This window comes from Pontibacter burrus (genome assembly GCF_010686685.1).
Classification (GTDB): Bacteria; Bacteroidota; Bacteroidia; order Cytophagales; family Hymenobacteraceae; genus Pontibacter; species Pontibacter burrus.
In genome coordinates this window covers 600,742-625,296 of the sequence record NZ_JAAGWD010000002.1, presented here as the reverse complement: position 1 = coordinate 625,296, position 24,555 = coordinate 600,742, and the positions used below count along the sequence as shown (strand labels likewise).

Annotated in this window: 21 protein-coding genes and 1 tRNA gene; 10 read left to right on the top strand and 12 right to left on the bottom strand. The window is 46.3% G+C overall.

Translation table 11 applies throughout. The features are described from left to right. Position 1: 1 nt before the first annotated feature. From GXP69_RS07360 to lepB, 3 genes are read left to right on the top strand one after another with little or no spacing between them, the layout of a single operon-like run. The gene (locus GXP69_RS07360) at positions 2-637 is read left to right on the top strand and encodes a DUF5683 domain-containing protein (RefSeq protein ID WP_163913906.1); all 636 of its coding nucleotides are present in this window, start codon (positions 2-4) and stop codon (positions 635-637) included. Then, positions 637-1,350 (top strand): 4-hydroxy-tetrahydrodipicolinate reductase, encoded by a 714-nt coding sequence (gene dapB, locus GXP69_RS07355; protein WP_163913904.1) that lies wholly within the window; start codon positions 637-639, stop codon positions 1,348-1,350. The genes GXP69_RS07360 and dapB overlap by 1 nt, the downstream gene beginning before the upstream one ends. A gap of 20 nt (positions 1,351-1,370) precedes the next feature. Further along, positions 1,371-2,471, top strand: a complete 1,101-nt coding sequence (lepB, locus tag GXP69_RS07350) for a signal peptidase I (RefSeq protein ID WP_163913902.1) — start codon at positions 1,371-1,373, stop codon at positions 2,469-2,471. A 193-nt stretch (positions 2,472-2,664) separates the two neighbouring features. Here the strand turns inward: lepB and ung are convergent, their stop codons facing one another. Beyond that, on the bottom strand, positions 2,665-3,327 hold the full coding sequence (ung, locus tag GXP69_RS07345; RefSeq protein ID WP_163913900.1) for a uracil-DNA glycosylase: 663 nt from the start codon (positions 3,325-3,327) through the stop codon (positions 2,665-2,667). 100 nt (positions 3,328-3,427) lie between these two features. Here ung and apaG point away from each other — a divergent pair, with 100 nt between their 5' ends. After that, positions 3,428-3,814 carry a Co2+/Mg2+ efflux protein ApaG gene (gene apaG / locus GXP69_RS07340; RefSeq protein WP_163913898.1) on the top strand — a complete coding sequence of 129 codons (387 nt, stop codon included), beginning with the start codon at positions 3,428-3,430 and terminating at the stop codon, positions 3,812-3,814. A gap of 130 nt (positions 3,815-3,944) precedes the next feature. Further along, positions 3,945-4,730, top strand: a complete 786-nt coding sequence (locus GXP69_RS07335) for an O-methyltransferase (protein WP_317164573.1) — start codon at positions 3,945-3,947, stop codon at positions 4,728-4,730. A gap of 143 nt (positions 4,731-4,873) precedes the next feature. On the opposite strand, the gene kdsA is transcribed toward GXP69_RS07335, so the two are convergent. Beyond that, positions 4,874-5,683 carry a 3-deoxy-8-phosphooctulonate synthase gene (kdsA, locus tag GXP69_RS07330; RefSeq protein WP_163913896.1) on the bottom strand — a complete coding sequence of 270 codons (810 nt, stop codon included), beginning with the start codon at positions 5,681-5,683 and terminating at the stop codon, positions 4,874-4,876. A 125-nt stretch (positions 5,684-5,808) separates the two neighbouring features. Further along, complete coding sequence (locus tag GXP69_RS07325; protein WP_163913895.1) at positions 5,809-6,396, bottom strand: methyltransferase; 588 nt, start codon at positions 6,394-6,396, stop codon at positions 5,809-5,811. A 94-nt stretch (positions 6,397-6,490) separates the two neighbouring features. On the opposite strand from GXP69_RS07325, the gene GXP69_RS07320 reads away from it, so the two are divergent. Continuing rightward, positions 6,491-7,432: a hypothetical protein gene (locus GXP69_RS07320; protein WP_163913893.1), complete on the top strand. Its 942-nt coding sequence runs from the start codon at positions 6,491-6,493 to the stop codon at positions 7,430-7,432. Positions 7,433-7,616: 184 nt separating this feature from the next. Here GXP69_RS07320 and cphA read toward each other — a convergent pair whose 3' ends face one another. The 9 genes from cphA to tsaD form a co-directional block, all read right to left on the bottom strand. Continuing rightward, positions 7,617-10,244 carry a cyanophycin synthetase gene (gene cphA / locus GXP69_RS07315; protein ID WP_163913890.1) on the bottom strand — a complete coding sequence of 876 codons (2,628 nt, stop codon included), beginning with the start codon at positions 10,242-10,244 and terminating at the stop codon, positions 7,617-7,619. 425 nt (positions 10,245-10,669) lie between these two features. Beyond that, positions 10,670-10,740 (bottom strand) — tRNA-Cys (locus GXP69_RS07310). A gap of 279 nt (positions 10,741-11,019) precedes the next feature. Next, positions 11,020-11,526, bottom strand: a complete 507-nt coding sequence (locus tag GXP69_RS07305; RefSeq protein WP_204281943.1) for a cupin domain-containing protein — start codon at positions 11,524-11,526, stop codon at positions 11,020-11,022. Between the two features lie 228 nt (positions 11,527-11,754). Then, entirely contained in the window at positions 11,755-13,647 is a 1,893-nt protein-coding gene (gene rpsA, locus GXP69_RS07300; protein WP_163913886.1) for a 30S ribosomal protein S1, read from the bottom strand. Positions 13,648-14,487: 840 nt separating this feature from the next. Continuing rightward, positions 14,488-14,991, bottom strand: a complete 504-nt coding sequence (locus tag GXP69_RS07295; protein WP_163913884.1) for an HNH endonuclease — start codon at positions 14,989-14,991, stop codon at positions 14,488-14,490. 79 nt (positions 14,992-15,070) lie between these two features. Continuing rightward, a complete protein-coding gene (locus GXP69_RS07290) occupies positions 15,071-15,850 on the bottom strand; it encodes a C40 family peptidase (RefSeq protein WP_317164572.1) in 780 nt (259 codons plus the stop codon). A gap of 130 nt (positions 15,851-15,980) precedes the next feature. Further along, the gene (gene smpB / locus GXP69_RS07285; RefSeq protein WP_163913882.1) at positions 15,981-16,448 is read right to left on the bottom strand and encodes an SsrA-binding protein SmpB; all 468 of its coding nucleotides are present in this window, start codon (positions 16,446-16,448) and stop codon (positions 15,981-15,983) included. Then, positions 16,448-16,867 (bottom strand): thioesterase family protein, encoded by a 420-nt coding sequence (locus tag GXP69_RS07280; RefSeq protein WP_163913880.1) that lies wholly within the window; start codon positions 16,865-16,867, stop codon positions 16,448-16,450. The genes smpB and GXP69_RS07280 overlap by 1 nt, the downstream gene beginning before the upstream one ends. A 98-nt stretch (positions 16,868-16,965) precedes the next feature. Beyond that, positions 16,966-17,973 (bottom strand): tRNA (adenosine(37)-N6)-threonylcarbamoyltransferase complex transferase subunit TsaD, encoded by a 1,008-nt coding sequence (gene tsaD, locus GXP69_RS07275; protein WP_163913878.1) that lies wholly within the window; start codon positions 17,971-17,973, stop codon positions 16,966-16,968. A gap of 3 nt (positions 17,974-17,976) precedes the next feature. Between tsaD and GXP69_RS07270 the strand changes: the two genes are divergently transcribed. The 4 genes from GXP69_RS07270 to GXP69_RS07255 all read left to right on the top strand — a co-directional run bounded on the left by GXP69_RS07270 (position 17,977) and on the right by GXP69_RS07255 (position 24,554). Further along, the gene (locus GXP69_RS07270) at positions 17,977-22,509 is read left to right on the top strand and encodes a translocation/assembly module TamB (protein WP_163913876.1); all 4,533 of its coding nucleotides are present in this window, start codon (positions 17,977-17,979) and stop codon (positions 22,507-22,509) included. 93 nt (positions 22,510-22,602) lie between these two features. Beyond that, positions 22,603-23,502: a cell division protein FtsX gene (locus GXP69_RS07265; RefSeq protein WP_163913874.1), complete on the top strand. Its 900-nt coding sequence runs from the start codon at positions 22,603-22,605 to the stop codon at positions 23,500-23,502. 2 nt (positions 23,503-23,504) lie between these two features. After that, the gene (locus GXP69_RS07260) at positions 23,505-23,720 is read left to right on the top strand and encodes a DUF3098 domain-containing protein (protein WP_163913872.1); all 216 of its coding nucleotides are present in this window, start codon (positions 23,505-23,507) and stop codon (positions 23,718-23,720) included. Then, on the top strand, positions 23,721-24,554 hold the full coding sequence (locus GXP69_RS07255) for an undecaprenyl-diphosphate phosphatase (RefSeq protein ID WP_163913870.1): 834 nt from the start codon (positions 23,721-23,723) through the stop codon (positions 24,552-24,554). The last annotated feature ends 1 nt before the right edge of the window (position 24,555 follow it).

Sequence of the window (24,555 nt, the reverse complement as noted above, 5' to 3'; positions counted from 1 at the left end):
TATGAGGCTAACCGTTGGCATTGCATTACTGGTAAGTATACTTGCTTTTGCGGCACCTGCCCATGCACAGGTTATAACGGTTGGCCCCGATTCGGTTTTAGTACCAGTACCTGATACAGCTACTGAGGATGATAACAGCTTTTTCCTAAGCAAATGGAACAGACCTGCCAAAGCAGCTTTGTTTTCGGCTATAGTTCCCGGCCTGGGGCAAGCCTACAACAAAAGCTACTGGAAGCTGCCTATCATTTATGCTACGGGAGGTGTGTTAGGTTATTTCCTGATTAGCCACCACAATAATTATCAGGATTATCGCCAAGCACTACTTATTCGTCTGGACGGCGATGAAAATACCCGCGATAAATATGCCGACAGTAATATTTACGGTGAGCAAAGGCTAAACGGTACAGCAAACCTGCGTCGTGCCCGCGACTTTTACCGTCGTAACCGAGACCTTACTATTTTATTATCAATAGGTGCTTATGGCTTGCAGGTAGCAGAAGCGTACGTGCATGCCCACATGAAAGAATTTGATATAAGCGATAACCTGACCTTAAAAGTGCAGCCTGATGTAATGCACGTGCCCACACAACTGAGCTACACCCCAGGTCTGAGATTGACGCTTTACACTAAAAAATAATGAGAATACTTTTAATCGGCTATGGCAAAATGGGTAAAACCATTGAGCAGATGGCCCTGGCTAAAGGCCACCAGATCGTCGGAACAATAGATCATACCAACTCCGAAACCCTTCAGAAATATACCGCCGCTAACGTAGATGTAGCCATTGAGTTCACACACCCTGAAGCTGCATTTGGTAATATATCTTACTGCCTTACAAATGGCATTCCTGTAGTTTCAGGCTCTACGGGCTGGCTGGATAAGTTTGACGAAGCTAAAAAGCTGTGCTCCGAGCATAACGGCGCTTTCTTTTACGCATCTAACTTTAGCGTTGGCGTAAATTTGTTTTTCCACTTTAACGAGTATATTGCAGCTAAAATGCAGGCTTACAAGGCGTACAAGGTAGGCATACGCGAGATACACCACCTGCAGAAAGTTGATAAACCAAGCGGAACCGGCATAACGGCAGCCGAAGGCATACTGGCAAACTACCCTATTCTGAGTGGCTGGGTGGCCGACGAAGAAACGGAAGGTAAACTGAACATTATTTCGGAGCGTGAGCCGGATGTAGTAGGTACTCACATTGTTACCTATAGTTCTGAAGTAGATAAAATTGAACTGGCACATGTAGCACACAGCCGTGCCGGTTTTGCCGAAGGAGCCATAATGGCTGCCGAGTGGCTGAAAGACAAAGAAGGTGTTTACGGCATGAAAGACATGCTGAATCTGTAACCGATCATAGCTAACCCTGCATGAAAGTTAAGTTCTGGGAGAAGAAACCAGCTACAAAAGAGCCTAAAAAGAAGAAGAGCTTCGCACGCGAATGGGGCGATGCCATCCTGTTTGCTGTTGTGGCAGCCAGCTTAATCCGATGGGCTACTTTTGAAGCGTATACCATTCCTACTCCATCTATGGAAAAGTCGTTGCTTGTCGGCGATTTCCTGTTTGTAAGCAAACTGCACTATGGGCCGCGTACGCCAATTACACCGCTACAGGTCCCGCTTACTCACCAAACGATCTGGGGTACAAATATTCCTTCTTATTCCGATGCCATCCAGCTTAAGTCTTACCGCTTACCGGGCTTTTCGGAAGTGAAACAGGGAGATGTGGTAGTATTTAACTATCCACCAGAAGAGCACCACCCTGCCGACCTACGCATCAACTATATCAAACGCTGTGTTGCTGTAGCAGGCGATTCTATTGAAGTGCGTGACATGCAGGTAATTGTAAACGGGAAGGTAATGGATAACCCGGAGATGCTGCAGTTTGAGTATTTCATGGCAACATCCAAGATCCTGACACAAGACTTTTTCCTGGACCGTGATATTACGGATGTAAATGCCTGGGAAGGTGGATTCCTGATTCACACCACCCCGGAGCGTGCCTCAGAACTTGCCAAACTGGATTTTATAGATGAGGTAAGGCTTGTAAAGGAAGAAAAGGATCAGGGAAATTCGCTTGTTTTCCCTCATATCCCGAGTCAGTATAAGTGGAACCAGGATTTCTTCGGACCACTTTATGTGCCGAAAGAAGGCGCTACAATTGCGATTACACCTGAAACGTTGCCGCTTTACGAAAGAGTTATCCTGAAATACGAGCATAATGATAATGCTGAAGTACGCGACGGCAAACTTTACCTGGATGGCAAAGAAGTTAACCAGTATACGTTTAAGCAGAACTACTACTTTATGATGGGTGATAACCGCCATAACTCTGCTGACTCTCGCTTCTGGGGTTTTGTGCCGGAAGACCATATAGTAGGCAAAGCGGTGATGATCTGGATGTCTTCAGATCCATATGGCAGCTTCCTGAACAAGATCCGCTGGAACCGCCTGTTCAAAATCATCGAATAAACTATAGTTAGCTATAAAACAAAAAGCCGGAGGTGACTCCGGCTTTTTGTTTTATAGTTGTGTCCCGATGTGAAATGAGAATGCTAAACTATAGTTATCAAATAGTTCGAACTATAGCCAGCAAGCTGTAAAATCCCTGCCCACTCTTTTAACTTTCTAACTTCCAAACTTTATAACTTTCTAACTGTGCCACCTACCAGTCTATCGGTTCTTTGCCATGTGCAACCAGATACTCGTTGGCCTTGCTAAAGTGTTTGTTACCAAAAAAGCCACGATCGGCAGCAAACGGCGACGGGTGTGCCGACTGCAGTACCAGGTGCTTGCTGGTATCTATAAAAGCGCCCTTTTTCTGGGCATATGCTCCCCATAGCATGAACACAACATGTTCTTTCAACTCATTTACTTTGCGCACTACAGCATCTGTAAAATCTTCCCAGCCTTTCTTCTGGTGAGATCCTGCCTGACCTGCCCTTACGGTAAGTGTGGCATTTAACAACAATACACCTTGCTGTGCCCAACGCTCCAGGTTACCGGTTGGAGGCAGATCTTTCCCCAAATCGCTTTTTATCTCCTTAAAGATATTGATCAGCGAAGGTGGTGTGCGGATTCCGTCGCGTACAGAAAAAGCCAGCCCGTTTGCTTGATTGGGCCCATGGTAAGGGTCCTGTCCCAGTATTACCACTTTCACATCCTCAAAAGGGCACATCTCGAAGGCATGAAAAATGAGATTACCCGGCGGATAAACTTTTTCTGATTTGTATTCGTCTTTAACAAAAGCTACAAGATCTTTAAAGTACGGTTTTTCGAATTCATCTTGCAGCACATTTTGCCAGCTTTCTTCTATCTTTACATTCATATTGAAATGGAAGGAGTGTAACCTTTTTCCGGAAATTTTGCTACAGGTGGCAACACTTTGGCACCTCGGCAGTTTCTAAATATACAATAAACTCTGTAACATGGATACAAAAACGACAGAAGGGGTAAAAGTTTCGGTTACTACCAACTACCTTCCAGACTATTCCAGTCCGGTACAGCAGCATTATGTATTTGCCTATAAGATTAAAATCGAGAATAAAAGCGAGTTTACTGTAAAACTGTTACGCCGCCACTGGTACATACACGATGCAACCGGCACTGTACGCGAAGTTGAAGGCGAAGGCATTGTAGGACAGCAGCCCACGCTGGAACCAGGAGAATCTCATGAATATGTATCGGGTTGCAACCTGAAAACAGGTGTGGGCAAAATGTGCGGAACCTACCTGATGGAGCGCCTCGTGGATGGCAAGCAATTCCATGCCTCTATACCCGAATTTACCCTGATTGTGCCATATAAATTAAACTAATGGCTAATGGTTAGATGGCTTAACTGTTAAATTCTTAATTTCGGTTGTCAAATTATAGTAATTCAGACATCCAGCTGTTAACAATAATAAGATATAACCATCTAACCACCCGGCAAACAACCACCCTACAGTGTCTAACCTGAGCCAAGCTGTTGATTACCTGCTTTACCGAATGAAGGCCGTGAAGTTGCACGGTGTGCATTCCCCTTTCGTATTCGACTTATACCAGCAGGTAATCTTGCATGATGGCTCCTACTATAGTTTTTCGCAAATAGAAGCTGTGCGGCAGGAAATGCTATCTGATTACAGCGCGATTGAAGTGACCGACTTTGGTGCCGGCTCCAAAAAAATAAACTATACAACCCGCCAAATCAGCGACATTGCCCGCACTTCATTAAAGCCTGCTAAATATGGCCAGTTGCTGTTCAGGCTGGTGAACAGGTTCCGGCCCAACTATGTATTCGAACTGGGCACCTCATTGGGCATAACAACAGCTTATATGGCATCAGCAGCGCGTAATGCAGCGCTCTATACATTTGAAGGCTGCCCAACTATAGCAAAAGTGGCAAGAGGCAATTTCAGCTTCCTGGATCTGACTAACATAACCCAAATAACCGGAAACCTGGACGAAACTTTGCAACCCCAGTTAGAGCAAATCCCCCAACTCGACTTCGCTTTTTTTGATGGGAACCACCGCTACGAGCCAACGATGCGCTACTTTACACAATGCCTTGCCAAAGCGCATGAAGGAAGCGTGTTTGTGATGGATGATATCTACTGGTCTGCGGAAATGAAGCGGGCTTGGAAGGAAATAAAGCAACATCCGGCAGTGTGCCAAACTATAGATCTTTACTTTGTGGGTCTCGTTTTCTTCCGGACAACCCAACCCAAAGAGCATTTTACGCTATTCTATTAGACAAAGGATTGATTGACAAAAGAGGTTTGGAATGGCTAACCTCGCAGCATCTTTCAGGCAAGTGGGTTTCTTGCCAACTATAAAACACAAAGGACAAAAAACTACAGTCTTTTGTCCTTTGTCGAGTAATCTTATGTCAAGTGTTAGCTAACTGCCTGGCGGATTCTGATTAGCTTTTGCAGAAGGCTTTCCAGTTGATCTAAAGGCAACATATTAGCTCCATCTGATTTTGCAATGCTAGGCTGCGGATGCGTCTCGATAAACAAACCATCTGCTCCTACTGCAATGGCAGCCTTGGCTATAGTTTCAATTAACGCTGGTTTGCCACCTGTAACGCCTGAGCTTTGGTTTGGCTGCTGCAGCGAGTGTGTTACGTCCATTACCACCGGCACGCCTGTTGCCTGCATTTCCGGCAGGTTACGGAAGTCCACTACCAGGTCAGAATAGCCAAAGCTGTTGCCACGGTCAGTCAGGATCACTTTCTCGTTGCCCGACTCACGAACCTTATCCACAGCAAAGCGCATGGCATCGCCCGACAAGAACTGGCCTTTTTTAATATTTACAACTTTACCGGTTTTGGCTGCCGCTACCAGCAGGTCGGTCTGGCGGCATAGGAAAGCCGGAATCTGCAACACATCTACATATTCGGCAGCCATGGCCGCTTCATCAGCCTCGTGTATATCCGTCACGGTTGGCACATCAAAAGCCTGGCTTACCTTCTGCAATATGCGCAGCGCTTTTTCATCGCCGATGCCGGTAAAAGAGTCCAGGCGTGAGCGGTTTGCTTTGCGGTAAGAGCCTTTGAATATCCACGGAATCTCCAGCTTGTCAGTTATCACTTTCAGGCGTTCTGCAATCTGCATGGCCATTTCTTCGCCTTCAATGGCACATGGTCCGGCCATTAAAAAGAAATTTCCGCTATCGGTATGCTTTAGTTTAGGTATTTCAAACATGATTCTATTCTTTAATTTAAGCCTTACGGCACAGCAAAGGTAGGCGAACTATAGGTAATTAGGAATTATGAAGCCCGAATTCTGCGTGAGCAACTATAGCCTTAGCCTTAACTATAGTTTATAGTTTACTTCTTCTGCAGGTTTATAAACAGCTCCCGCCCCTGCCGTGGTGCAATGGAATTATAGGCCCGCTCGAAGTGCACAAACCGGAAATAGGGCTCAAAATACTGCCTGTACTCCTCAGCAGATCCGCCAAAAGGTGGTCCGTCGTGCTCAAAAGTAGTATCGAACAGCAACCCTACCAGGCGACCACCGGGAGCCAATAATTCGGCGCATTTGCGGGAATAGGCAGCGCGTAGCTCCGGGTTAAGGGCACAGAAAAAGGTTTGTTCCACTATCAGGTCATACGGGCCCTGCAGGTCGAAAAAGTTTTGCAGCAATAACTGGTCTTTCGGAAAGTTTTGTACCCTTCGGGCAAAGTTTTCGAGGGGAGCTGGGGCTACGTCGGCTACGAACACATTCGTAAAGCCCTTATTAAACAGGTATTCTGCTTCGTAGGCATTGCCACAACCCGGTATCAGTATGCGCAGGTCCTTATCTTTGAGCTGATCGAAATAATCCTTTAATGGTGTCGTTATCCCGTTAGTATCCCAACCAGTCTGGTTACTTAAATAACGTTCCTGCCAGTACGCAGCGTTAAATTCTTGCTTCATGCGTTTTAGAATTATAATTCAAAATCCTTATATTTGATAATTATACTTACATATAGTAGTATAACATCTGCATTAAAATAACTATAAAAACCATATGTCGACGAATACATCTGAAAACAGAGGCAACCGTAAGCTCCTGATCGTGGGTTTTATCGTGATCCTGACTAGTATTAACGGGATTCTGCTCTATATGAATTATCAGAAAAAAGAGAAGAATGAAGAGCAGGCCGAAATTATCAAGGTTAAAGATGTTGAACTGGAGAACCAGATAAAAGTTTACGAAGCCCTGAAAGCTGACTTTGAGCGTCAGAGCCAGGAGTTACAGGCAATGGGACTTGAAAATGACTCGCTGGAGTCGCAAATTGCGGCCATTACTTCTGACCTGGAAAAACTGCGCGGCTTCCGTAACAGCAGCTATAGCCTTGCCGACCAGCGTAAATTCCGTGAAAGAGCTCAGGTCTTTGAGAAACAGCTTATAGAGAAAGACCGCGAAATTGCTAAGCTGAAAGAGGATAACGAGGTATTGTTTACAGAAAACACTTCTCTTAAAACTACGCAGAACCAGCTTTCTGACAGCCTTACCACGATGAAGTCGACCAACCAGGACCTGACCGAGAAGGTAAAACTAGCCTCGCGCCTGGAAGCCAGAAATGTTAGTGTTAACATAATTAACCAGCGCGGCAAGGAGAAGGACGACAACGATAACGAGTACAGAGCCAAGACGGTTGATAAAATTAAGATCAGCTTTACCTTGGGCCAGAACGATGTAGCGGCTAAAGAGCCTAAAACGATTTACATGCGCCTTATTGAACCGGATGGAGCTGCTTTATATAACCTGGCTACAGGCTCAGGAACTTTCCAGATTGACGGAGAAGACATGTACTACACAGCAAAGCGCGACATCGTGTTTGATAACACGCAGCAGCAGGTGAGCTATGTATACGACAAGAACGCTGCTTATAAAAAAGGCCAGCATACGATAGAACTATACGTTGACGGATTCCTGATCGGGAGAACTACATTTGTGCTGAAGTAATAACTATAAGCTCTGAAATACTGGAAAGCCCTTGCTGCAAAGCAGGGGCTTTTTTGTGAGCTATAGTTTACAAGGCAACTATAGTTTGATATTTAAACTATAGTTCAGGTACTAAAAAAGCCCTCTTCTTTATTAGAAAAGGGCTTAGTCCATCGTTCACAAGTAAAGCTCTAGTACATTTTTATTATTCTACCAGCACATTCCGGTCCTGTATTATCTTAAAGTGCTCCACCATCTTCACCGATTCTGATATGTCTTCTGTAAAAATGGCTATAAAGGAGTTTGGTTGAGCATGCTCCAGGGCATAAGCTATAGCACGCATTTCCTCAGGTATCAGTGTCACTTTTTTAGTCGGGTCAGCGTCTTCAATTCCCTGTAAAATCGGTCCTGTAATCTCTTCAGCTGTTTTACCACGCAGGTCGCTGTCGAGCCTTACAATGATCTCATCAAAAACCTGTGCAGCTACAAAACCAAGATCATAAAAGTCTTCGGTACGACGGTCGCCTACACCAGCTATAATGCCTACCTTATGGCCTGTGTCGTGGCTCCTGATAAAGTCGCCAACTGCCTTCAGGCCGCCTACGTTATGCGCATAGTCTACCAGCACCTCAAACTTAGGAAACTTAAACAGGTTCATTCGGCCCGGTGTTTTGGCCGGAGAAGGAATAAAAGTGCGTAGTGATGTTTTAATGTCTTCTATATCGAAATGGGAGATATAACCTGCCAGCGTAGCCGCCAGAATGTTTTCGATGTTAAATCTGGCCTTACCACCAAAGGTAAGCGGAACATCGGCCACACGATCGACACGCAGTTTGTAGCTGTTCTTGAAAATGGAGATGTAGCCATTCTCGAACACAGCCGCCAGTCCGCCTTTGGCTATGTGCTTCAGAATGCGCGGATTTTCTTCATCCATACTGAAGAGTGCTACTTTACACTGCAGATCCTCCGCCATTGCATAAACCAGGTCATCGTCTGCATTCAGGATGGCGTATCCATCGGGACTTACACTTTTCGGTATCACAGCTTTCACCTGGGCCAGTTCTTCCAGAGTATGGATATCCCGTAACCCCAGATGGTCTGCGCTTACGTTTGTTACGATACCTATATCGCACTGCTGAAAACCCAGGCCTGAGCGTAGCAGGCCGCCACGGGCGCACTCCAGTACTGCAAAGTTCACGGTAGGGTCCTTCAGCACAAACTCTGCACTATAAGCTCCGGTAGTGTCGCCTTTTTCAAGCAGTTTATCCTGTATATAAATACCGTCTGTAGTTGTATAGCCAACCTGGTAGCCTTTGTGTTTTACCATATGGGCAATCAGGCGGGTAGTAGTGGTTTTACCATTTGTGCCAGTTACAGCTATAATCGGGATACGGGCCGGCTGACCGTGCGGGAACAGCATATCCAGAACCGGTTCGGCTACGTTGCGCGGCAGGCCGTAAGTTGGAGAAATGTGCATCCTGAAGCCTGGGGCCGCATTAACCTCCAGTACAGCGCCGCGCCCTTCGTTAAGTGGAATGGCAATATCAGTGGCCATTATATCTATACCGCATATATCCAACCCTATTATGCCGGCAATGCGCTCAGCCATCAGTATATTATATGGGTCTACCAAATCGGTTACATCGGTAGCAGTACCTCCAGTACTAATGTTGGCTGTGCTCTTCAGGTACACCTCCTGCCCTTCTGTAACCACAGACTGCGTTGTCAGGCCCATTTGCTTTAACAAGGCCTTGGTATGGCTGTCGATCTTGATTTTGGTAAGCACTTTTTCGTGACCAATACCACGACGCGGGTCCTTATTCTCCCTGTCAATAAGTTGCTTTATAGTTGATATGCCATCGCCTACCACCATAGCAGGGGTACGTTTGGCTGCCGCCACAAATTTGCCATTGATTACCAGTAACCTGAAGTCGTAGCCAGTAATGTACTGCTCCACAATTACACCTGAAGAGTATTTCTGCGCCTCTGTAAAGCCTTTTCTGGCGTCATTCAGGTTCGTAATGTTAATGGTAGCCCCCTTTCCGTGATGGCCGTCTAACGGCTTAGTTACAACCGGGAATCCGAGCCAGGTGATGGCACGGCGCAGTTCTTCCGGCGAGTAAACCGTTGTTCCTTTTGGTACAGGTATGCCGGCATCCTTAAGCAGGTCTTTTGTTGCGTTCTTATCTCCGGCAATTTCAACGGCAAAGCAGGCGGTCCGGCAGGTCAAGGTGGCCTGTATGCGCTTCTGGTGCTTACCGTAACCTAGCTGTATCAGTGAGTGCTTGTCTAGTCGAATGTAGGGTATACCACGGCTCACTGCTTCTGAAACTATAGAATAAGTGCTCGGTCCGAAGTATTCATCTTCACGTATCTCATGCAGGCGTTCAAGGTCATCCCACAAACGGTACTTTTCACCGCTTACAAGTGCATTGGCAATTCTTACGGCGGCATAGGCAGCATATTCTCCCGCACGTTCTTCCTGGTAAGAAAACACCACATATAGCTCATTTTCCTCGCGGGTTGGATAGCAACGGCCATAACCCGAATCCATGCCGGCCAGAGTTTGCAGTTCCAGTGCAATATGCTGCACCACATGCCCGAAGGTGGTGCCTCCCTCTACTGTTTTAAAAAAACCTCCTTCAACGCCCTCGGAGGAGCGGTGGCTGATCATCCCCGGAAACATTTTCTGTAACCGGTTATAAAAGTTTGGTACGTCGCTGGTGAGGGTATTGCTAAGTTCATCCAGGGCCAGTTTTAGAACAATAATTTTCGGATGCTTCACAGACCAGTAATTAGGTCCACGCATCACACGCAGGTCTACTATTTTCATATAGTGGTATTCGTAAGCCTAGTTAGTTTCTATGGGTAGTTGTTACAGGTTGCTGCATTTACATAACTATAAACTGCCTGTATTTCTGGTGCAGCAGTTGTAATCTGATAGGTACATGTATCTTGATTTTTACGCAGGTTTTGTTGCTCTTTAGATACGCTCATTACGGAATTCCGGTGCAAAAGATTAGCACAACTATAAGAAATGAGTACCATTTTGGAAGTGAAATATTAAATAGCAGAGCCTGAAACAGATAGCAATCACATACCGGAAGTGACTATGTAAAAGGTCTTGATTCTAAGTGCTTTGGAAGAAAAGCCCAATTAATATCTGCCCCGATGGTATCAAGGCGAGGAGTATTATAGCAGAAATGATTTGGGGAAACAAAAAGCCCTGACTGTTTTTATACAATCAGGGCTTTAGAGAGGTAACGAGCGGATTCGAACCGCTGTAGCAGCTTTTGCAGAGCTGAGCCTAGCCACTCGGCCACGTTACCGTTGTTGGGAGTGCAAATATACAAACACTTGTATACTTGTCAAACTAAGCAGGGTTATTTTTTAGAGATAAATTCCCTCATTTCATAACTCCCTGTTCTTCAGGCTAACTTTTTTGCCAGTAGCTCATACCTACCATAGTGCATTAGTATGTCTTCCTGCAAACTTTCAGATTAGTTAAAGTAAACTGACTGCACAGTAGTAACAGATGACTTTCAACTATAGTAATTGCTTATCTGTATATCCCGTTCTTCCTTAAGCTATAGTTATGCAATTATCTGTTATATCTTAAAATGCCTTGCCTTTCCTATAAAATTAAGCAGCGAAACTATAAAATCGGGAGGATTAACCGAAACGATTTCTTTCGAGTACTTCTTCATGAGCATGGCCAGGTATGTTGCTGTCTTAAAGTTCATGTGCAGCCTTTCCTGGCTTTCCCCTGCCAGTTTTGTTACCATGCAGCCCAAGTCTTCAAAATAGCCCTCAAACTCCATAGCAGGCGCATGTATATTATAAACCCGGGTTACATATTCCGATGGATTACGGAAGGTATGCGGCACTCCTGCAGGCACTGTTAGCTCCTCCCCCTGGTGCAACTGATGCCAGCGATCGTTCAGACTAACTTCGATCATCCCTTCCAGCACTCTGTAGGTTTCAGAAGCATATGGGTGGATATGAGGTGGTGTGCCATCTGTCTGCGGCAGCAGTTTCCATTCCATTTCCAGCGATTTGCCCTGGGTATCGGCAGCGGTCTTCACAACCTTAAGAATCATACCGATCGGCGTCATGTCTAAGGTTTGGCCTGGTATCAGCATTTTAAACTTGGTCTCATAATAAATCTATATAAGGGAGAACTATAGTTTATCAGCCTTTAAAAAACTGATTATACTAGGAATATAGTAAAAACAGCTTCAATATACTATTCTTCATAAAAAATGTTAATAAAAATATATTTATAGATAACAAAAAAGGCCCCGGATTGCTCCGGGGCCTTTTGCTATGTAACAAGCTTATAATTAAGCGTTGTTCTCTTCTGCTGAAGCTTCGCCTTCGTTGTTATCAGCATCTTTTGCTTTTTTAGCAGCAGCTGCTTCTAACTTCTTAACGCCAGCTTCTTTCTCGTTCTCCATCATTTGCTCTTTCAGGGCAGAAAGGGCATCCAGGTCACCAAGAGTAGACTTGTTTTCTACTTCTTTAGGTGCTTTTGGAGCTTTCTCTTTCTTCTCGCCAGCAGGAGCAGCTTTCTTAGTAGCTTTTGCTACACGGGCAGCATCTGCGCTCTCAGTGTGCGTAGAAGTGTGAGAAAGGATGATCTTACGATCGTCTTTAGAGAACTCAGTTACTCTGAAGTCAAGGCTCTCGCCAGCTTCAACCTGAGAACCGTCTTCTTTCGCTAAGCCTTTAGGGAAAGCAAAACCTTCGATACCGTATGGTAACTCAAGTACAGCACCACGCTCAGATTTCTCCAGAACTGTAGCTTTGTGTACTGAACCTACGTTGAATACTGACTCGAACGTATCCCAAGGGTTCTCTTCAAGCTGCTTGTGACCAAGAGCAAGTCTTCTGTTAGGAACATCCAGCTCCAGAACAACTACATCCAGGTTATCACCAACTTTTACGAACTCAGATGGGTGCTTAATTTTCTTAGTCCAAGAAAGGTCAGAAACGTGTACCAGACCGTCAACACCTTCTTCCAGCTCCAGGAACAGACCGAAGTTTGTCAGGTTACGAACTACGCCAGTGTGCTTCGTGCCTACTGCATATTTCGTTAACACATCTTCTTTTGTCCATGGATCTTCAGTAAGCTGCTTAATGCCCAGGGACATTTTGCGCTCTTCTCTGTCCAGTGTCAACACAACTGCCTCAACCTCGTCGCCTTGCTTAATGAAGTCTTGTGGGTTGCGCAGGTGCTGCGACCATGACATTTCAGAAACGTGGATAAGACCTTCTACACCTGGCATAAGCTCCAGGAACGCGCCGTAATCAGCTACGTTAACGATCTTACCTTTAACTCTAGAACCAACTTCAACCTCAGCAGGAAGTGCATCCCACGGATGTGGCGTAAGCTGCTTCATACCAAGAGAAATACGCTTCTTGTCTTCATCAAAGTCAAGAACTACGATCTGTACTTTCTGGTCAAGCTGCAATACTTCCTCTGGGTGGTTGATACGTCCCCATGAAATATCTGTAATGTGAAGCAGACCGTCTACGCCACCAAGGTCGATGAACACACCGAAGTTTGTCATGTTCTTGATAACACCTTCCAGAACCTGACCTTTTTCCAGGTTGTTCAGGATAGCTGCACGCTGCTGCTCCAGGTCTTTCTCGATAAGTACTTTGTGAGATACAACCACGTTGTCGAAAGCGGCGTTGATTTTCACAACTTTCACTTCCATTTTCTTACCTACAAACACATCGAAGTCGCGGATAGGCTTAACGTCGATCTGAGAACCTGGTAAGAACGCTTCAACACCGTAAAGGTCCATGATAAGACCACCTTTGGTTCTTCTCTTAACGATACCTTCCAGAATGTTGTCATTCTCAAGTGCATCGTAGATTTTAGCCCAGGCAGAAACGATTTTCGCTTTCTTGCGAGACAAGATAAGCTGACCGTTTGGATCTTCCTGATCTTCAATAAATACTTCAACTTCGTCACCAACTTTCAGCTCAGGCATATCTCTGAATTCTGAAGCAGCAACCAAGCCGTCTGATTTGAAACCGATGTTCAGGATCACGTCACGATCAGTGATAGCCACAACAGTTCCTTTAACAACCTCCTGCTCCTGTACGGTAGTCAGGGTGTCGTCATACATTTTTTCCATTTCGGCTTTCTCTTCTTTGCTGTAGCCGCCGCCGAAACCTTGAGACTCAAATTTGTCCCAATCGAAATTTTCTGGAGAATTACTCATATTGTTTTGTTGCTCTGGAGTAGCCACCGGCTTAGAGCAATGGGCCGGTTTGGTTTAGTTTTACATTTCCCTGAAGTCCAGGGCTCATCCACCCGGATGAAAGCGCAAAAGTAAATCTTTTTATTCGTAAAAACCAACGCTTATAAGTGAATATGTAAAGTTATGTAGCAAAGGGGGTTAAGTGTTTAGTTGGTGGTTGATGGTGGAGAGTTATCTGCATCAGGATTTACAGGACAAATGGATTTTTAGGATTTGGGCTTTTGCTATAGTTCGGACTATAGTTCTAAAGTTGCTGCAGCAATACACTTCGCTGGTAAATTTCGCTGGCGCGGGTTTGTAACCCGTGCCTAACGATGGGGTTGAGTTTGTAACTCAACTGGCCCGACAGGGACAGGTAAAGCTATAGCAATGGCTATAGTTGAAGCTATAGTTTAGTGGTTACAAATTAACACACCCCTACCCCTCTCAAGAGGGGAATTTCTGACTTCGCTATAGTTAGAAAAGACAGTTCTGTAGTTCCAATCATCTAGCACCACTTCGCTGTTTCAGGCATCCGTGTCCGAAACCAAACTGCTGCAGGCTTCCAAGTCCGCGTTCTACTCCAGAAAGAGCAAGCTATAGTTGCGGTTATAGTGCTATAGTTTCTGCTATAGTTCGGGCAGTTATGGTATAGCTCTACAGGTTTTTGATCAGGGCCGCAACCACTACAGCAGTCTTACCCTCAAAACCCCTTTTCATACTTTTAACCTATAGTTATACTTTACCACACAAACTCATACATACTGATTAACTGTAACTTATATATAACAAACTAAATATATTAGCACAGCTATAGTTATATTATTCCTTCACGCCGAGGTACATCCCCCAGTCCTGGTTGGTGGTATCTAGGTGCATTTTAAGGAAATACTGGAGCGATGGCCTGATGGGCTTACGGAGTAGTTTGAGCCCGGCTTCTTCGGGGGTGCGATCGCCTTTGCGGGAGTTACAACGGGTGCAGGCAGTTACCAGGTTTTGCCAGTTAGTCTCTCCTCCCCTGCTTCTTGGCAGCAGGTGGTCCAGCGTCAGGTTCTTTATAGTTCCGCAGTACTGGCAGGTATAGTTATCGCGGCGCATCACGTTATGCCGGCTCAGGGCAATGCCATGATAGGGAACGTGTACGTAGCGCTGCAACCGGATTACAGAAGGCACCGGATAGGTTCGTGTAATGGTTCGGAGAGCACCGGCTTCTGACCTGGTAATCATCTCTGCCTTCTCCAGATACACGAGCAGAAAAGCTTTATAAATGGAACATACAGCAATGGCACTGAAGTCCTGGTTCAGGATGAGAACTTTATCTTTCATGGGAGCACAGTAAGCTTTAACATAAGCTTCTACGGAAAAAACCGGTAGCTTACGGTGCCAGCACCCAGAAAATTAAATTCTATGAAGGAAAGATTCGCTTGATAATGCGGAGTTTATGGGAGTAACGCTTGCGGGCAGCGTTGTAAATACCATTATGATCCAGGGTATCAATGCGTACTTCGCCGCTGGCATGCATGATCTTCTGATCCTCAAGCACAATACCCACATGGATGATACGACCTTCCTCGTTATCGAAAAAGGCCAGGTCACCGGGCTGTGTCTGGTTCACGAAATGCACTTCTTCGCCAACAGTTACCTGCTGATAGGCGTCGCGGGGTAGCTGCACACCGCAAATGCCATACACCTGCTGTGCAAACCCGGAACAATCTATACCAAACACCGATTTGCCACCCCACAAGTAAGGCGCTTTCATAAAGTTATGGGCTACTTTTACTAGCTGTGCTATAGTTGCTTCAGCCTCTGGATTAGAGGCTCGGCCACTGTAGTGATATACCTGCTCCCCGATACGCACATTCATGCCATCAAAAAATGGCAGATACGCGCCAATACCTACCGGAATGCGCTCCTCGGAATTGCTGATAATCTGCACCAGGTCCATTGTGCGTGGGTGCTGGGTCTGTTTCCACTCCTGGTAATATGCTGCAGAAATTGGTGTATGCTGATTCAGGTCGATCCAAGCCTGGTAGCCATCCGTAGCGAGTTGTATGCGCACCCATTTCTCCTGGCGACTGATGATCTCGTAGCACTCCCCAAACAGCAACTGGCTAACCAGTTCAGCTTTGTTAGATGGTTCGGCGCGCATCGGCACCAGGCTCAGCATACTTATTCCGTAGTCCACGACTTTTCAAATTAGTAATGATGAATTAAAAATTAGAAATGACTCCTGCTTGTGCAACAAAAAAGAGCCAGCTAATATGGCCCTAATTTCTAATTTTTAATTTTTAATTCATAATTGCGCGCTGCCGCGCTTAGTATCCGCTTCTATCCATTTCACGCTTTACATCTTTGGCTTTGATGTCTTCGCGCTTATCGTGCAGCTTTTTACCGCGGGCAAGGGCTATTTCCACTTTGGCAAAGCCACGGTCGTTGATGAATACCCGTGTCGGGATGATGGTTACCCCCTGCTCCTGTGTACCTTTTTCGAGTTTAGCGAGTTCGCGCTTGTTCAGCAGCAGTTTGCGGGCGCGCATGGGCTCGTGGTTATAGTGTGTGCCTTCGGTGTAGGTAGAAATGTGCATGTTGTGCAGCCATAGTTCTCCTTTCTGGAACACACAATAGCCATCCTGCATGTTTACCTTGCCTTCGCGTATCGATTTGATCTCGGTACCCATCAGCATAATACCGGCGGTATATTTATCCAGGAACTGGTACTCGAAGGAGGCCCTGCGGTTAACGATGTTTACGTGTTTCTGTATTCTGTCCTTGTCTTTGGCCATTATGCTTGCTTAGGTGCCAAAACTTTGGCTAATTTTTCTTTTTTCAAAATTTTCTGTCCGGTTTCTCCATCGGCCACCAAGCGGTCGCCAACGCGGGCTTCATAGCTACAAATTACTTCGTGCCCATTTACTGCTTTCAGGGTGGCAACTATAGTTATAGTTTCACTTTCAAAAGCAGGACCTTTGTGATTGATCGTCAGAAAAGTACCTATCCCTTCTTCATCCTTTTCTTTCATCTCCAAAACGAACAACCTGCCGGCCCACTCGGCTGCCTGCGCCAGCGAAAACGTAGAGCACACCGCATGCACCAGGCCATCCTCGAAACGCGCAAAGTCAGCTTCAGTTACAAGCTTTTGATAAACCCGGGTGTCGCCCACTTTGGGTTTCGTTATTAGTTGGTCGTTATTCGTAGTTCGCATTTTTTATCTGAATCAGGATTTCCAGGATTTAAAGATCAACAGGATTTTGATCGAAATCTACCCCCTATAGCTTATAACCATCAATCAATAACTACCAACTATATCTTCATCCTAGGATCCGGGCTGGCGTACTGGTCGGCGAAATCGCCAGCCAGGTACTGGAAGTGTGCAGCCATGGCGATCATACCGGCATTGTCGGTGCAGTACTGGAAAGCTGGGATGTACACGTTCCAACTATAGCGCTTGGCATAGTCCTGCAGGGCGGCACGCAAACCGGAGTTAGCTGATACACCACCAGCTATAGCCACTTCTTTTATGCCCAGGTCTTTTGTAGCCTGCACCACTTTCTTCAGCAAGGTCTTAATTAAGGTATGCTGCACGCTGGCGCAAATATCGTTGATGTTTTCCTGTACAAAATTGGGGTTATCCTTCGTTTTATCTCGCAGGAAGTAAAGCACCGATGTTTTAATACCACTGAATGAGTAGTCGTAGCCGGGCATGTTGCCAACCGGGAACTCAAACGCTTTTGGGTTGCCTTGTGCGGCAGCTTTGTCCAGCATGGGGCCGCCCGGATAAGGCAGGCCAAGCATTTTGGCAGTTTTATCGAAGGCTTCGCCCACGGCATCATCCGTCGTCTGGCCAATCACTTCCATATCCAGGTGGCTTTTTACGAGCACAATCTGGGTGTGGCCGCCACTTACGGTCAGGCACAGAAATGGAAAATTTGGCTTCGGGTCATCTATAAAATGCGCTAAAATGTGTGCCTGCATGTGGTTTACATCTATAAGCGGTATATTTAAACCCAGTGCAAATGACTTGGCAAAAGAGCTACCAACGAGCAGTGCACCTAAAAGGCCTGGGCCACGGGTAAAAGCTACTGCACTTAACTCATTTTTAGTTACATTTGCCTTGTTTAAAGCTTCGGTTACAACAGGAATTATGTTTTGCTGATGTGCCCTGGAAGCAAGTTCTGGTACCACGCCGCCATATTTTTCGTGAACGGCCTGAGTAGCAATTATATTCGACAAAACTTTGCCGCCTCGTATAACGGCAGCTGAGGTCTCGTCGCAGGAAGATTCAATAGCTAATATTGTAGGTTCGGTCATCTTTTGGAAAAAGAACAGTCCATAAATTACTTCAAAGTTATAGGAAAAGCTATTCTTAAAATAGTTTTAGGGCTGTTTGCATTCCTTTTGCTGCTGTTTATTGCTGTTTTTTTTGCGATCCGTATTCCTGCCGTTCAAACCAAAGTTGCCCAGTGCGCTGCCGCCTGGCTCTCCGAAACCACCAGGCATGATGTAAGCGTAGGCCGTGTCGACATCGAATTTTTCAGTAACGTGATACTGGAGCAGGTGCAAGTACGCGACTTTAAAAAGAACGAGCTATTTTATGTAGGCCGCATCGAAGCAGACATTGCCTCCTTCTCTATCTTTAACCCAAATTCACTTAGTATTGCCACCCTGGAACTTCAGGAGCCACGTGCAAACCTGGTATATTATGAAGGATCTGATTCGCTGAATGCCGGAGCATTTTTCAATGCGCTGGGCAAGCTGTTTGTAAAAGACACTACCAAGGTATCTAAACCCTTTAAGTTTGACCTGCAGGAGCTGATCATACAGAACGGTCGCTTTACCTACGACGATTTTAACAAGCCTGTCTTTACAGAAGCCATGGACTATGCCCACCTCACCGTGGACAGTATTTATGGTAATTTCACCGAACTGGTACTGGCTGATACACTTCAGGCTACCATCACCAACTTCAGTGCCATCGAGAAACGCTCCAACACCAACCTGCGCCACCTCGACACCCGCATGACCTATGCCGCCACTTTCTGGGAATGGGCCGACCTGAATCTGAAAGTTGAGAACAGCAATGTGCAGAACTATGTCCGCTTTGATTTTGAACGGTTCAAGAACTTCACCAGCTTTAACGACAGCGTTACCCTTACCGCCAATCTCTATAACTCCTATGTTACTTCCGACGACATAGCCAAGTTTACTGAAGTACTGAAAGATTACAACGAGGAGATCCGGGTCAACTCCGTCAACTTTAAGGGCAAGGTCTCCAACTTCAGCGCTGACAGCGTGGACCTGCAGTACGGACGGAATACACATATAGTAGGCCAGGTGAAAGCCGATGGTTTGCCAAACTATAAAGAGACCTTTGCCAACCTGCGCCTGAAGCCCTCAACTATAAATGCAGACGATTTGAAGCATTTTCTGCCGAAGGACGCCTACCAGGTGGCAGTCCGCCTAGGAACAGTAAAACTGGATGGCCGCTTTCTTGGTTTCTACAACGACTTTGTAGCGAACGGCAATTTTGCTACTGCTTTGGGTAACGTCCGGTCAGATATTAATTTAAAAATAGACGATGACCGCCGAACCTCCTCTTATAAAGGTTACCTGAGCACAAACAGCTTTAACCTCGGAAGACTCATTAACAGAACCGATCTGCTGGGCACCATCTCGATGAGCGGAAATGTGGCTGGCTCCGGCTTTACCCTGGAAGATGCTCACGTGGACATGGACGCTACCATTAACCAGATAGAGTTTAAGAACTATAACTATAGGAACATCATTGCCAACGGAAACCTGAGCCGCCAGAAGTTTGTAGGGCAGGTAAGCATAAAAGACCCGAACCTGGATGTATCAGCGGATGGGGAAATTTTCCTGAACAGTGGTCAGCAGGCCTTTAACCTGAAGGCCCAGCTCCGTAAAGTAGACCTGCAGGCATTACGCTTCTCAGATGTGCCGTTTACAATTAGTGCCAACACTAACCTGAACTTTACAGGCCTGCGGCTGGATGAATTTGTAGGCATCGCCAGTTTTAATGAAGCTAATATAAACTATAAGGGGCGTGAACTCGTGCTCGACTCCCTTTATATCAATTCTGAAATTGTGGAAGGCCAGCGCGCGCTTAACCTGGTATCGGATTTGGTTACAGTATTTGTGGATGGCAACTTTGATTATAGCACCCTGTTAGCTGACCTGGATCAGCTGGCGCATGAATACAGACTTAATTTCGAAAGTAACGATGCCGCCACCAGCGCATACTATGCGCGCAAATCGCTTTCACAGATTAAGGACTATAGTTTGAACTATACACTCCAGCTAAAAAACATGGATCCGCTGCTGGCGTTGTTCCTACCGGAAATGTCTTTGTCCCGCAATACTACCCTGGAAGGCTCCTTCCGGCATGGCAATACGGTGATCCTGGAAATGGCTGGCGATATAGATACCCTTTCCTATTCCGACTTCGACCTGTACCGCGGCCATTTCGACCTGACCTCTTCTAAACTACAGAACAGTCCGGATGTGCTGGCAAGTATTATCTACACCTCAGAGGAGCAGCAGTTACCTACTGCCGGCCGCACCCAGGATTTTTACCTGGAAGGTATTTGGAGCGAACGTAAAATTGACTTTGCCACTAGCGTGCGTCAGCCTGAGTTTAACAACCGTGCCACCATCACCGGCGACCTTAACTTCCTAGAGAATCAGATTCAGCTTGTGTTCGATAAGTCTAACATCATACTACGCGATATGCCCTGGGCATTTACACCAGGCAATACCATTGTAATCGGTGATGCGGGTAAGTCCTTTTTGTTTGAGAACTTTGCCATCACAAACCAGGAACAGACTATTCGTGCGGTAGGCCTCATCTCAGAAGACCCGAACAGCACCTTAAACCTGCGTGTGGAGAACTTTGACCTTCGCAACCTCAATACCCTCATTACAGAAAAAATTGCCGGCCGGCTAAGCAGCGAAGTGGTGGTGCAGGATATATATGACCGCGCCCTGCTTAACCTGAATGCCCGTGTAGACTCTTTTCACCTGGATGATTTTCTGATTGGGGATATAACCGGCAAAGCGAACTGGAATAACACAGCCAAGCAGATGGTAGTGGATATCGGGATAGACCGAAATCACAAAAAAGTTTTATCGGTTACCGGTAACTATAACCCCGAAGCCCAGGAAGACCAACTGGACCTGCTGGCCGTAATGGACCAGGCACAGTTAAAACTGGCAGAGCCTCTAATCAAACCCATACTTTCAGACCTGGAGGGCGACCTGGAAGGGCGTGTGCGGGTGCTTGGCAAGCTTACCTCTCCTATTCTCAAAGGCTCCGTAATGGTAAGCAATGGCCAGTTCCGGTTCGATTATCTGAACACCCGTTACCGTTTCAACGACCGCATTTACCTGGGTCCAAACAGCATAAGCTTCCGAAATGCCCAGCTGCGTGATCTTTTTGGCAATACGGCCACGGTTACAGGCGGCATTGCACACGATGGCTTCTCTAATATGGTGATAGACCTGAGTGCCCGATACCGTAATTTCATGATCCTGAACACCACTGCCGAGCAGAACGAGCTCTATTATGGTACCGCTTTCGGAACAGGTACGGCCAGCGTGCTTGGGCCGGTAGATAACCTGCGCATAAACGTGGACGCCCGCAGCGAAGAGAACACCCGTATCGTTGTACCGCTGGATAACCAGGAGAACGTTGCCCGAAAAGACTTTATCCGGTTTGTAACCCGCACCCCAGATAGCCTTGCCGTTGCCGTTGACGACCAAAAAGTGGACCTGTCGGGCATCAACATGAATTTTAACCTGAATGTAACTGACGACGCTTATTTTGAGATTATCATAGACCGAACAACTGGTGACGTAATACGAGGCTCGGGTAGCGGCGACATTCGCATGACAATTGACACACGTGGCGACTTTAACATGTTCGGTACATTTGAGATATCAAAGGGAGCTTATAACCTGAACTTGCTGGAGGGGCTTGTAACCCGCGAATTTAACGTACAGCCGGGCAGCACCATTACCTGGAACGGCGACCCGCTGGGCGGCATTATGAACATTACCGGTAACTATACCCAGATGGCATCGTTGCCTGTGACCGAAACCAGCAGTATACAGGGCCGCTACCCGGTAACGGCAGTTATAGACCTGGATGGCCCCCTGCTTACACCACAGATCAGCCTTGGAATGGATTTTGACCAGGTACCGCAAACCGCCGAAACCGAAGCCCTTATCAGCTCCATTAAAAACGACGAAGCCGAGTTGAACCGACAGGTGTTCAGTCTGATGGTATTGGGGCGCTTATCTCCGCAGGGTACCTTTAGTACAGTTGATGCCGGCACTACTGCTGTAGGCGGATCATTGGGTAGCTTATTATCGAACCAGCTCAGCAGTTTCCTGAATAGTATTGATAGTAACCTGGAAATAGATATTGGATTGGGCAATATAGACCAGGATGCGCTTTCATCGTTGCAGGTGCGTTTAAGTTACTCGTTCTTCCAGGGCAGGTTGCGGGTTACAAGTGAAGCCGGCCTTGGGGCCAGCAACGAAGCAGGCACCTCCCGCGACAACGGCTACCAGGGCGACTGGTCGCTGGAGTACTATATAACAAAGAGTGGCGAACTACGGGCAAGGCTGGAATACAATACCATTCCGAGAGGGTTGATTGACAGACGCACCAACCGCCAAAGCTTCAGCTTACTGCACACCAAACGGTTCGATAACCTGCGTGAACTGTTCAGGAGTAACCGTCGCCAGCGTCGCCTCGAGGAGCAGGAACGCCAGCAGATCATCCTGGACTCTGACCCACGATTTAATCAACAACCATTACAATAAAGTCCTGCCCCCTCAAGGCTGGACTTTTCTTTTAGCGCTACTGCTTTCCCTATATTTAAAATATATTCCTACTTTTGTATGGAAGGAGTACCTATGGCAAAGCAACACAAATCAATAAAGAAGAAGAAGCTCGGCAACTACCCGCATACCATGGTTGTGTTCAGCATTTCGCTGGCCTTGTTTGTGATCGGGTTGTTCGGGTTGCTGCTTATACATGCAAACAGATTATCGGAGCAGGTAAAGGAAAGCATTGAGATGCAGCTATACCTGGACCGTAACCTGACCCAAAAACAGCTTGCCGACATTAAAAAAACGCTGGCTGCCAAAGATTATGTAGCCATTAAAAGCGATACTGCCCAGGTACGTTTTGTATCGAAAGAGAAAGGCGCTGAAGAATTTATAGGTAAATCCGGTGAAGACTTTACTTCTTTTTTGGGTGAGAACCCGCTGCGCGATGCCTATGTGATCAACATCAGAGCCGAAAGCACTACACCTGCCCAGATGAAGGGTATCCAGAATGACCTGGAAGGAATTAAAGGTGTTTTTGAAGTGCAGTATGTGGAGGTTGGCTTTATAGAGTCCATCAACAGCAACATCCAGAAGATCAGCATTATCCTGCTTGGCTTTGCCATTATCCTTATCCTGGTAGTTATTATCCTTATAAATAATACCATAAAACTGGCGTTATACTCGCAGCGCTTCCTCATCCGGAGCATGCAGTTGGTTGGGGCAACAGGCTTTTTTATACAGCGGCCGTTCCTGAACCGGGCAGCCTGGCAGGGCGTTATGAGCGGCATTATAGCTTCGGCGTTACTTTTTGCCTTAATGCAATACGCTTACACACAGATAGAAGAACTGAAAGAGCTACAAAACGAAGAACAAACTTACATCCTGATGGGTGCACTCCTCGTAATTGGCTGCATTATCGGTTTTCTGAGCTCCTACCGCGCGGTGCGTAAATACCTGCGCCTCTCATTAGACGAACTATACTAACAATGGAAAATAAAGACAGACTTGCCTTTGGCAGAAAGAACTACATCCTGATGCTGGTTGGCATTGTGGTACTCGTGATAGGCTTTATCATTATGACGCTGGACAACGAACAATACGGCCTAGGTTTCATGGGCATCACGCTCGGGCCTATAGTTGTGCTGGCAGGCTTTATCATCGAAATTTTTGCAATCCTTGTTAAAGACAAAAACCACGACTAGATGAGCGTATGGCAGGCTATCATCTTAGCCATTATTGAAGGACTTACCGAGTTTTTACCTATTTCCTCTACCGGCCACATGATCATTGCATCGGCACTAATGGGGATAAATGAATTACCGATTACCAAAATATTTACCGTAAACATTCAGTTTGGAGCAATCCTGTCGGTGGTGGTATTGTACTGGCGCCGGTTTTTACAGAGCTTCGAGTTTTACCAGAAACTGCTGCTGGCATTTATACCGGCCGTAGCCATTGGTTTTGTGCTGATGGATTTTGTGGATGCCATGCTGGAAAGTGTGGTGGTTACAGCCGTAATGCTGGTGGCTGGCGGTGTGGTACTCCTGTTTGTAGACAAGTGGTTTGCCAATGCAGACAGAGAACGCATTACCTATAAAAATGCGTTCATGATCGGTCTGGCACAGTGTATAGCCATGATTCCGGGTGTTTCGCGTTCGGCGGCCTCTATTATAGGTGGTATGGCGCAGGGCATCGACCGTAAGTCAGCAGCCGAGTTTTCGTTCTTCCTGGCAGTACCAACTATGCTGGCGGCATCAACTTACAAACTCATCACCGACCTGCTGCACCTCGAGATTTCCGACATCCTGAAGTTTAACTTACCTAAGATTCAAAATAGCCTGGAAATGATTACTCAGGATGACCTACAGCTTTTACTGATCGGTAATTTTGTGGCGTTTATAGTTGCCATGCTGGCTATCCGCTTTTTTATCAGCTTCCTGACCAAGTATGGTTTTAAACTTTTTGGTTATTACCGTATTGCTTTAGGTATGCTGCTGCTTGCGCTGCTGGCTTTAGGTGTAGATTTAAGAGTATAGC